Origin of the sequence: Actinophytocola sp. NPDC049390 (assembly GCF_044466355.1) — a bacterium.
GTDB lineage: Bacteria > Actinomycetota > Actinomycetes > Mycobacteriales > Pseudonocardiaceae > Actinophytocola.
Genome location: NZ_JBITMQ010000033.1, coordinates 20807 through 30679 on the forward strand (window position 1 = coordinate 20807; position 9873 = coordinate 30679).

Sequence of the window (9873 nt, forward strand, 5' to 3'; positions counted from 1 at the left end):
GGGTGTGGCGCCGATGACGACGGCCGACGCTCTCGCGGGCACACCGACGGTGGAGTCCGGCAGGCACGACTACGGTGAACTATCCCGCATCGTCCGGCTGGCTGGACTGCTGCGCCGTCGATACGGCTACTACGCGGTGAAGATCTCGCTCAACGTCCTCGTCTTCGCCGCCGGCTGGGTGTTCTTCGTCCACCTTGGCGACTCGTGGTGGCAACTGTTCGTCGCGGTGTTCTTCGCCGTGATGTTCGCGCAACTGTCCTTCGTGGGGCACGACGCCGGACACAAACAGATCTTCCGCAGTCGCAGGGCGAACGACGTCATCGGGTTCTGGCACGGCGGTATGGTCGGTCTCAGCTACGCGTCCTGGATGGACCAGCACACCCGGCACCACGCCAATCCCAATCACGAGGATGACGATCCGGACATCCATATTCCGGCCGTCGCCTTCACACGAAAGCAGGCAGCGGAGCGACGTGGGTTCTTCCGCTGGATGGCCAAGTACCAGGCCTTCCTGTTCTTCCCGCTGCTGCTGCTCGAAGGGTTCAGCCTCCACGTCGAGAGCGTGCGCGCGCTGTGGCGGCGAGACCTGCCCGGGCGGTGTGTGGAGATCCCACTGCTGGTGGTACACTTCTCTGCCTATCTCACGGCAGTCTTCCTGGTGCTCTCACCGCTGACGGCGGTTGCCTTCGTGCTGGTGCACCAATGCCTGTGGGGTGTCTACATGGGCTGTTCGTTCGCGCCAGGGCACAAGGGCATGCCCATCATCGCCGCGGGAGAGCGGATCGATTTCCTGCGCCGTCAAGTGCTGACGTCCCGCAACGTTCGCGGTGGCGTATGGGTCGATTTCGTCCTCGGCGCGCTGAACTATCAGGTCGAGCACCACCTGTTCCCGCACATGCCCCGCCCGAACCTTCGCCTCGCCCAGCCTCTCGTGCGCGAGTTCTGCGCGCGGAAGGACATCGAGTACTCGCAGTGCGGTTGGTTGCAGACCTACGGTCACGTGCTGCGCCACCTGCACGAGGTCGGCGCTCCTCTGCGTGCGGGACATGCGACGACGGCGGGGGTACCCGCGTGAACACGAACCTCGGCTTCAACGGCGCTTCCCTCCTGGGATCACGGGCCCCGGCCGCGACCTCCTGCTTCCGGACAGGTCGACCGCACCGGGCGGCCGAGGTCCAGCGAACTGGCCGGACTCGATGACCGGCTTGGACGGTCTACCGTCCTTGAACCTCCGACCCGTGGTCCACCACGCACTGCCGCTGCGCAACGAGGTCCGGGTCCGCATGAAAGGAAGCCCCACCACACACGACCTGGACGGTGCGTGGTGGCCGCGATCCCGCACTCCAGGGACGGAGTTCCCAGAACTCGTGCTCGTCATGAGCTCGTGGGTCGGCCCGGTCAACCGGGTGCTCTACCGCACCGGTGACTGGGACCTCGCCCAGAACTCGGCGACCAGCGAGGGCTGGCCATTCGACCTCGAGGAAGCCGGCACTCTTCAGCCGGACACCGTGATGGTGGTCGGCACCCACCAACGCAGGAGAACCTTGCTGGTGGTCCCACCGGAGGTACCTGAACGTGTCGCCCGCGCCCTGTTGAGCTGGGCGGCCGGACCCGATGCCGTGGGCAGCGCGGAACAGGTCCTGGCGCGCAACGGGATCCGCCCACGTCCGCACACACCGCGCCAGTAGACCGTTGGGTGCAGCTCGACCACTGCCCCGCCCCTCTCGACGCGATCCGCTGCACCTCACCGCTCCAGTCCATTGTGGCAAGGCTGATCGTGATCGTTCCAGCCGTGGCCATGTTGCTCACGACCACAGCACGACGCGGCTCCTCTCGCTGCACACTGCTGTTGCCACCGACTACCCGAAGGACGTACGGTTTGAGGAATCTGCCAAGCAGGGAAACCGCGGACTCGCAGACGGCTGTCGGCAGGGTCTGCGCTGTGTGCCCTCACCTGTGGTCCGACCACGACGAGATCTCCGCCCGGTTCTGTGCGGCCACCGCAGTCGGCAGGAACGCCCGCGCATGCGTCTGCGTACCACCCGCGGCAGGCGGACCAGCAGAGACGGCAGTGAGACGACACCCTTTTCGGGAACAGCCGACACGCGGGTCCCGTTGCGCGTCGACGTCGGTTGCTCGTTCACCTACCTCGCCGAGATCCCGACTCCTGTCATCTTCCAGATCCAGCCAGACCCGGAACCGGCTCAACGGGTGCGATCCGAGAGCTGGTCGGTAAACCCGTTCGTCGCGTTGCACGACTACGAGGACCTGTACGGAAATCCGTGCATGCGCACCGTGCTGCCCCCCGGACGTACCACCGTTCGGTACTCGGCATCGGTCGAGGTGCCTGACGGGCCGGAGCAACACGAGCCCGAGACCGCGGAGACAGCGCCGGCGGACCTGCCGGACCCGGTTCTGCTGTACACGCTGCCGAGCCGGTACTGCCTGCCCGACGTGCTCGCGGACGAGGCATGGACACGTTTCGGTGGGCTCGCGCCGGGCTTCGGCCGGGTACTGTCGATCTGCGCGCATGTGCACAATCACCTGAGCTTCCGCTATGGCAGCACGACCGCGCTGAGCACGGCGGCCGACGTCAACGCGAGCGGCCTGGGTGTCTGCCGGGACTTCACGCACCTGGCGATCACGTTCTGCAGGGCGCTCAACATCCCGGCCCGCTACGTTTTCGGATACCTCCCCGACATCGGTGTGCCGGCCGGTTCCGCCCCGATGGATTTCGCCGCCTGGATGGAGGTCTGGCTCGGCGACCGGTGGTGGACGTTCGATCCGCGGAACAACGCGCGCCGGGCGGGCCGGGTGGTGATCGGTCGTGGACGGGACGCCGCGGACGTCGCGATGGCGACGACGTTCGGTGGGCCGACGCTGGAGGAGATGACCGTCCACGCGGAACGCTCCGGTGGTCGAGCATCGGCTGGGCATCTCCCCCTCGTTCCCCCGCAACGACAACGATGAACGACGGTCCGGTTCCCCGGATCGCGCGGTCAGATCAGGAGCACACGATGGCGCAGGGCACCATGCGATGGTTCAACGGCACGAAGGGATTCGGGTTCATCACACCCGCGGGTGGCGGGGCGGACCTGTTCGTGCACCAGTCGCAGATCCAGGACTACGAGTCCCACGACAGGATCGCCGAGAACCAACAGGTCGAGTTCGAGGTCGGCGATGGCCGCAAAGGCCCCGAGGCCACCGGGGTGAAGCTGCTGTGAGCCACGGGGACCGGGCCGTGGCGTGAAACGGCCCGGTCCCCGGTTCGGCAGGTCAGTGCGCGGCCATTCTCTCAGCGAGCACGGCCCGCTCGATCGTAGGCGGGACCGGACGGATCCGGTCCACATCGCCTCCCTCAGCGACCTCGGCCGCGAACCTGGCGACCACGGACGGCGGGGGCACCAGCTCTCCGACGAGGTAGCCGATGACGACCGGCGTCTCGGTGGGTGCCGTCTCGGCGGCGACGTACCAGCCGAGGAGTTCGTCCCACACCAGCATCAGGTCGTGCTCGGGTTGGGTGGCGCTACGCCGGTCGAGGGGGATGTAGGCGGTGGCCGTGTCGGTCACCTCGTGGCTGACGGCGTCGGCCGACACACCGACGGCGACGGCGACCTGGCGGACGTAGTCGGCGAGACGCTTGTCGAGTGGCACCCGTTGGGACATGGGGTTGTCCAGACCTAGCATGGCCAGCAGCGCGGTGAACTCGGCTCCATCGCGAGCGTTTCCCGCGACGGTGCGGACGGCCCGCCGTTGTTGACTGGCCAGCTCCCGCTCCGCCCGTGAGCGGCCTTCGTCGAACTGTGTCCTGGGTGTTGCGGGCATCATGCTCCTACCGTTCGGTGGCCGGGTGGGCGCGAAGTGGTCGCCGCGCCGCGGTCCAGGTCCGCCTGACGCAGGCGGAACACCTGCAGTTCAAGCCCGAAGTACTTGGTGGTCTCGCCGACCCAGTGCATGCCGTTCTGCCGCACTGTCGCGGTGGTCTGTGTGTTCTCCGGGCGAACGACCGCGAAGACCTCGTGGACTTCGTGGTCGAACGCCCAGGACGCGAGCGTGAACATGGTCTCGCCCGCATAGCCGTTGCCGATCGCCGACGGGGTGAGATGCCAGCCGATCTCGAGGTCCTCGTCACCCGGCGGCAGGGGAAGCAGCACCGCTCCACCGATCACCTGCCGGTCAGCGGTGCGTTCGATCGCCCACCGGCCCGCAGGCGGCGCATGACGTGCGTCCTCCGCGATCCACTGCTGGAGCAGTACCCGCATCGTCGCCAGGTCCCGGACCTGGTCCATCGCCGGGCTCAGCCAGCGGGCGACCTCCGGATGGCCATACACCTCCAGCGCGGCCGGGGCGTCGCCGATCAGCCACGGACGCAGGGTCAGACGATTCGTGGACAAGGTGTTGACCATGACACGCTCATTCTGTGACCAGGTGCGACTGGACACCGGTCCGGCAGTGACTGGTCAGGCATACGTCGCGCTGAAGGCGGATGCGGTGACCGTACTGAACACGCCGACGACGAGGCTGGCCCTGATGCCGGCATACGAGGTGCCATCGGCTACCACAACACTACAGCACCCGGCCTGAACGGTTGACTCACTTCTCACCGTGTACCGTGGAACACACGAGGAGACGTGGATCCTCAGTTCGAACCGCTTCGCGTTCGCTCCACGCTCTCGCCCCCGCGCCCCCGTTCCCAACGGGTTCCCGCGATCTCGCACGGTCCTGAGAGGACAACCATCATCGCCGCACCGCCAGAAGGCATGGAATTCAGCCACTCCATGGACCAGCGCGAACACAGCACCGTGCCGACCCGGCCAGTTCCGCACGAAAACCTGTTCCTCGAACCGGTCGCCAAGACCTCAACACGGGCGTCCACTTCTGTGGCTCGCACCCACCGGAGAATCCCGCTGCCCGCGCGCTGAGCGGAGCAGCACAAGCACGCAACACGCGACGAATCCACCCCCGGGGCCCCGAAAGCCGGGGGGCCCGTATCTGATGATTGCCCCGGCGCGGCCACGTCCTCGACGCACTCCGGGTCCTCACCGAGACCGCTTGCCGCCGCGGTAGCGCCTTCGATATCCACCTCGAGGACCTCGACCCCGACCGCTGCCCCGCCACACCACCCTCACCTGGGTCGAACGACACCACGGCTACGGGGTCGCGCGGGCCTACGCCGGACACACCGAGAACATCGGATCGGCCACCACCACCTACATCAAAGCCAGCCGCCAAGAGGTCAACCCCACCACCGCCCTCACGGCCATGACTGGACAACCCCACCCACTGGCCCAACCATGAACACCACGCCATCCAGCCCCACCCGTCCATCACCTCGAGACAGGGACGGCGTGAAGTCGCAGCCAGCGGCGCCTCGCTGGTACCCTGGAGACATGAGAAACCTCCCGGAAATCGGGAGATTGCCCTCGAACAGGTGTTCTAATCCCCCCTCGGACACGCACACTATTCACCCGCATCGAAGTCTCAGCGGTGGAATCCCCTTGCTCATACAGAACCTGCAGGGCTGTGCCTGCATAGAGTTCGACCAGCTTCTCTGCTCCCCCGGTTCAGCGTCGCAGGCACGTCGCCCAGTGAGTCGATGCGTGCGTACACCTCGGCAGCTTCCATCAGGTTCGGCGCTGGTGTGTTGTTGATCTCTGCTTGAACTGCCGCCCGCTTGGCCTGGGCGGTGTTGATCGCCTCCACGAGCGCGGTCGGATCGATGTCCGCGGCGATGTCTGCTTGGAACCTCCGGATCTCCGCCTCGGCTTTGGCGAACCGGTGTTCAGCCACCTCCCGGCCGCTTACCTTCTGCCCGGCTCCGTCCTGTGAGGCCACGAGCGCCGCAACGGTCCTGTCGGCGTCGTCTCGATGGAAGAGTTCGGCGAACCACTCGTTGACCGCGTCCCGAATCGTGTCCTCACGGAGGTAGCCCGCGGCCGGATGCGTTGCCAGGCGCACTCCGCCTCGCAGCGGCGCGGACATCCGCATTGACGAGCACGGCCACAAGGTCCTCCCCAGCCTCGGGACATTGTTTGCGCCGCGGCCTCCGTAGCGAAATCGTTCTTCCGGGCGACCTTCTGGAAAGTCCATCGGAAGGGAGCCGGTAATGGACATCGTGGTTCTGCTCGACGGTACGTGGAACGATCTCGCGGTCAACACGAACGTCTGCCAGATCTACCGGCGGCTCGGCGACGCCGGTGACGGCTATCGATGCGGCTACATCGAAGGTGTCGGCAGCAAGAGATTCGAGCGCCTTCGCGGTGGCATCACCGGATACGGGCTGGACGACAACATCCGAGAGGGTTACCGGTTCGTCGCGAAACACTACCGTTCCGACGACGACCGTATCTTCCTCATCGGGTACAGCCGGGGCGCGTTCACCGCGCGAAGTCTCGCCGGGATGATTGCCAAGTGTGGAATTGTCGACCCCTCGCGAATCTCCGACAAGGAGTTGTTCGAGCGGTACCGTGACTCGTCCGCCATGGGGCTTCGGGAGATGCGGAAGAACCCCGGACTCGCGGTGACCGCCCTCGACAAGAAGGTGCTCGCCGAGTCGCGGCTCGCGCGGATCCGGTTCGTCGGGGTGTTCGACACGGTCGGCAGTCTCGGCATTCCCACCACGCTGGGTCGTTGGCTGACTCGCCGGCGTTACGAGTTCCACGACACGAAGCTCAGCGGGCTCGTGGACTACGCGTACCACGCCATCGCCATCGACGAACGGCGCAAGCAGTTCGCCCCCACCCTGTGGACGGAGATCCCCAAGCCGATCCCCGGCCACCCGACCACCGTCGAGCAGCGCTGGTTCGTCGGCGTGCACGGCAGCGTCGGCGGCGGCGGTACCGACCAGCCAGACGAGCGCAATCCGCTGTCGGCGCTCACCCGCGAGTGGATCGTCGAAGGCGCCGCCAAGGCGGGGCTGGCGATCACCAGCGCGAGCACCCCGGCGTTCGCGTGGCGGGGTGCGTTCACCGACTCACGCCGCGGGTTCTGGCGGATTCTCGGCAGCCTGCCGGGGAACGGAGCCTACCTGCGACCGGTGCGCACGACGACCGTCGCGGAGACGCTCGACGAGTCGGTGCGCCACCGCTGGCGTTGGGGTGCACCGCCTTACCAGCCCAAGAACCCGAACCTGGCCGAGTGGGTGAAGAATCCGTGAGAGGGCATCTGATCTTGGTTTAGTCCCTGCACCTCCGGCGGCGGCTACTTGCGCGAGGTCGACCTCGTCCAACGTTCTCGACATCCCCCGTAACGGCATCCGGAAATTCGCCGAGATTGGTCATGACTTCGCGTGTGTCCTCGGGGGAGGTCGCCATGGTGGGCGAACAGCGGAATCCGACGGTCGGCAAACGTCATTCGCGCACGGCGCTCGTGATGATGATCGGGGTGCCGGTGCTGCTGGTACTTGTCGGGGCTATCGCATTGCTGCCGCAGAATTCCCAGCTGGTCGCATTGCGGGGGACGTTCATCCTCGTCGTGTGCGCGCTGCCCGCGATGCTGTGGTATCTGTTCATCGCCACCCGGAAGGCGAGCCTGCTCAACGAGTTCCTGACGAGCCTGGAACGGCTCGGGCTGCTCCGTGCGCAGCGGCACGAGACCGACGCGGCGAAGGACCGGCGGATCTCCAGTTACCTCGAGCGGTTCAGCGCGATCTACGGTTCCCTGCCGGAGAAGGTTCACTCAGACGTACAGGCGGGCAGGTTCACCCGGTACGCGCGCACGGTGATCAACGAGCGCGCCGGACTCGTCACCACCGCGGTGCCGGTGATGGCGGCGACGGCCCTGATCACACTCGGCTGGTTGCTCACGCTGCCGCCGGCGCGGGTTGTGCCGTCCGGCGAAACCCACGCCACGGCGTGGATCCACGCGCTCACCCCCACACTGCAGCCGGTGACGCTGGGGTTCATCGGCGCGTACTTCTTCTGCATCCAGATGCTGTTCCGCCGCTACGCGCACCGGGATCTGCGCGGCAGCGCGTACGTAGCGGTGTCGATGCGGATAATCCTCGCGACCGTCGGCGTCTGGGTGCTCACCGCTGTGGACGCGACGACCGGTCTGCTGACCGAGGGCGAACTGTTCGCGCTGTCGTTCGCGATCGGCATGTTCCCGTTGGTGATCTGGCAGTTCGTCGAGTACCAGCTCAAGCGGCTGGCGGGCACCCGTGTGCTGAGGATCGGCATGCCGAGCATGAGCGCCAAGCTGCCCATCAGCGACCTGGACGGCCTGACGGTGTGGCACGAGGCCCGCCTGGTCGAGCACGACATCGAGAACGTGCCCAACATGGCGACCGCCGACCTGGTCGACCTCCTGCTCAACACGAGGATCCCGCCGAACCGGCTGATCGACTGGACCGACCAGGCGATGCTCGACACCCAGCTCGGCAAGAACAACAAGGAACTGCGCAACTGCCTGCACAAGAAGGGCATCCGGACCGCCACCGAATACCTGCAAGCCGTGGACGACCACAAGCTGGCGGACCCGGCGCTGGCGCAGTCGCTCAAGGTCGCGCTGCGGACGAGCACCAACCTCGAACCCGTGCTGTGCTGGCGTGGCCTGTCCGGCGTCTTCCCGCCGCCGGCGGGCGGCGACGGCGCGTTCGCCCTGCCGGCGAACCCGACCGCGCCGCACAATCACGCGGTCATGGCCACCGGGGCACCGCGTCAAGAGGAAGCGAAGGGGTAGGCACGGGTCAAGGTGGGAGTCGCCCGCGCCCACCGAGGTGTATGCATCCGGGCAGCAATATACGATGCTCTTCGCCGACCGCTCGGCACCCATCCGCTGGCACCAAGGCTGCCGGCCCCTGAAAGCTTCGGGCCGTGGTGGCGGCACGACCCGGCGGAACCGAGCCGCGAGTTGTGGCACACCACGGGATCATGCCCACCTTCCACTGTGTCCAGTGTGGTCGGCGGCCCATCCACACCCCTCGCGCACCGTTCGCCCCCAGTCGGTAACGGTTCGGTGATCCAACGCTATGTAAAGAAGTGCGTGGTGCAGCGGGGAGGGGCATGCTGTGGCCTTACCGCGGTCGCGTCGAGTCGCGGCTGTGAGGAACTCGGCGGTACGCGGTGGTGCGGCGGTGCTCGTCGGCACCTCGGCGATCGCCCTGCACGCGTCCCGCTTCGGGAACTGGATCGTCGACGACGCGGCCATCACGTTCGCGTACGTCCGCAGCTTCGCGGCGGGCGAGGGGCCGATCCTGCAACCCGGTGCCGAACCGGTGGAGGCGTACTCGAATCCCGCATGGCTCACGCTGCTGTGGCTCGGCCGGCTCGTCGGGATGTTCGACCGGGGCACGATCTTCGGGATACCCGACCAGGTCGTCTACCCGAAGGCGTTGGCACTGCTGTGCTGCGCGGGCATTCTCGTCGCCTGTCACTGGGCCGCTCGTGCGGTGTCCGGCCGGCCCGCACTGGTCACGCTCGTGACCGGGCTGGGGGTCGCGACCGTTCCGTCATTCGTGATCTGGTGCTTCTCCGGTCTGGAGAACGCGTTGTTCGCCTTGTTCGTCGCGGTGCTCGCGGCCACGCTGTGCCGTGCGGCGGTCGCCGAGCGGCTCGGCGCGCCCCGGGTCGCGGTCGCCGCCGGGCTGTTGGCCGCGGGCGCCGCGCTGACGCGACCGGACGGCGCCGTCTACGCCGTCGCGCTGCCGTTGGTCGTCGCAGTGTGGCTGCCGCCACGGCGGGCGGTGCGGCAGTCGCTGTTGTCGGTGGGTGTGTTCGCGGTTCCCTTCGGCGCGTACGTGCTCTGGCGTTTCCTGACGTTCGGGCGACTGCTGTCCGCGCCGGCCATCGCGAAGGGGCAGGAACCGCCGACCGCGGCGACGCTGATGCGCGTCGGCGAAGTGGTCACGTACGGGGGCGCACTGGTGGCGCTCAT

General features: G+C 67.2%; 9 protein-coding genes and 2 pseudogenes. 8 read left to right on the forward strand and 3 right to left on the reverse strand.

Annotated elements, in window-relative coordinates:
• Positions 1 to 13 precede the first annotated feature (13 nt).
• The 5 genes and pseudogenes from ACIBVP_RS45095 (at position 14) to ACIBVP_RS45115 (ending at position 3224) form a co-directional block, all read left to right on the forward strand.
• Entirely contained in the window at positions 14 to 1075 is a 1062-nt protein-coding gene (locus tag ACIBVP_RS45095; RefSeq protein WP_396112726.1) for a fatty acid desaturase family protein, read from the forward strand.
• Between the two features lie 163 nt (positions 1076 to 1238).
• Positions 1239 to 1688, forward strand: a complete 450-nt coding sequence (locus ACIBVP_RS45100; protein ID WP_396112727.1) for a DUF5994 family protein — start codon at positions 1239 to 1241, stop codon at positions 1686 to 1688.
• A gap of 110 nt (positions 1689 to 1798) precedes the next feature.
• A pseudogene (locus ACIBVP_RS45105) lies at positions 1799 to 2023 on the forward strand (RGCVC family protein); the annotation flags it as partial.
• 92 nt (positions 2024 to 2115) lie between these two features.
• Positions 2116 to 2970 (forward strand): transglutaminase family protein, encoded by an 855-nt coding sequence (locus ACIBVP_RS45110; RefSeq protein WP_396112728.1) that lies wholly within the window; start codon positions 2116 to 2118, stop codon positions 2968 to 2970.
• Between the two features lie 47 nt (positions 2971 to 3017).
• Positions 3018 to 3224, forward strand: a complete 207-nt coding sequence (locus ACIBVP_RS45115; RefSeq protein ID WP_396112729.1) for a cold-shock protein — start codon at positions 3018 to 3020, stop codon at positions 3222 to 3224.
• Positions 3225 to 3276: 52 nt separating this feature from the next.
• Here ACIBVP_RS45115 and ACIBVP_RS45120 read toward each other — a convergent pair whose 3' ends face one another.
• The 3 genes from ACIBVP_RS45120 to ACIBVP_RS45130 form a co-directional block, all read right to left on the reverse strand.
• Positions 3277 to 3828, reverse strand: coding sequence for a DUF6292 family protein (locus tag ACIBVP_RS45120; protein ID WP_396112730.1), 552 nt, complete (start codon positions 3826 to 3828; stop codon positions 3277 to 3279).
• Positions 3825 to 4394: a GNAT family N-acetyltransferase gene (locus ACIBVP_RS45125; RefSeq protein WP_396112731.1), complete on the reverse strand. Its 570-nt coding sequence runs from the start codon at positions 4392 to 4394 to the stop codon at positions 3825 to 3827. Before ACIBVP_RS45125 ends, ACIBVP_RS45120 begins: the two co-directional genes overlap by 4 nt.
• Before the next feature lie 1108 nt (positions 4395 to 5502).
• Positions 5503 to 5958: a hypothetical protein gene (locus ACIBVP_RS45130; protein WP_396112732.1), complete on the reverse strand. Its 456-nt coding sequence runs from the start codon at positions 5956 to 5958 to the stop codon at positions 5503 to 5505.
• A 148-nt stretch (positions 5959 to 6106) separates the two neighbouring features.
• On the opposite strand from ACIBVP_RS45130, the gene ACIBVP_RS45135 reads away from it, so the two are divergent.
• The 3 genes and pseudogenes from ACIBVP_RS45135 to ACIBVP_RS45145 form a co-directional block, all read left to right on the forward strand.
• Positions 6107 to 7156, forward strand: coding sequence for a DUF2235 domain-containing protein (locus tag ACIBVP_RS45135; protein WP_396112733.1), 1050 nt, complete (start codon positions 6107 to 6109; stop codon positions 7154 to 7156).
• Between the two features lie 122 nt (positions 7157 to 7278).
• Positions 7279 to 8679, forward strand: coding sequence for a hypothetical protein (locus tag ACIBVP_RS45140; RefSeq protein WP_396112734.1), 1401 nt, complete (start codon positions 7279 to 7281; stop codon positions 8677 to 8679).
• A 361-nt stretch (positions 8680 to 9040) separates the two neighbouring features.
• Positions 9041 to 9873, forward strand: a pseudogene (locus ACIBVP_RS45145) (hypothetical protein); the annotation flags it as partial.

Excerpts from the sequence above, each read along its gene's own strand:
- ACIBVP_RS45095 (WP_396112726.1), top strand. The coding sequence starts at position 14 with ATGACGACGGCCGACGCTCTCGCGGGCACACCGACGGTGGAGTCCGGC.
- ACIBVP_RS45115 (WP_396112729.1), top strand. The coding sequence starts at position 3,018 with ATGGCGCAGGGCACCATGCGATGGTTCAACGGCACGAAGGGATTCGGG.
- ACIBVP_RS45120 (WP_396112730.1), bottom strand. The coding sequence starts at position 3,828 with ATGATGCCCGCAACACCCAGGACACAGTTCGACGAAGGCCGCTCACGG.
- ACIBVP_RS45135 (WP_396112733.1), top strand. The coding sequence starts at position 6,107 with ATGGACATCGTGGTTCTGCTCGACGGTACGTGGAACGATCTCGCGGTC.
- ACIBVP_RS45140 (WP_396112734.1), top strand. The coding sequence starts at position 7,279 with ATGACTTCGCGTGTGTCCTCGGGGGAGGTCGCCATGGTGGGCGAACAG.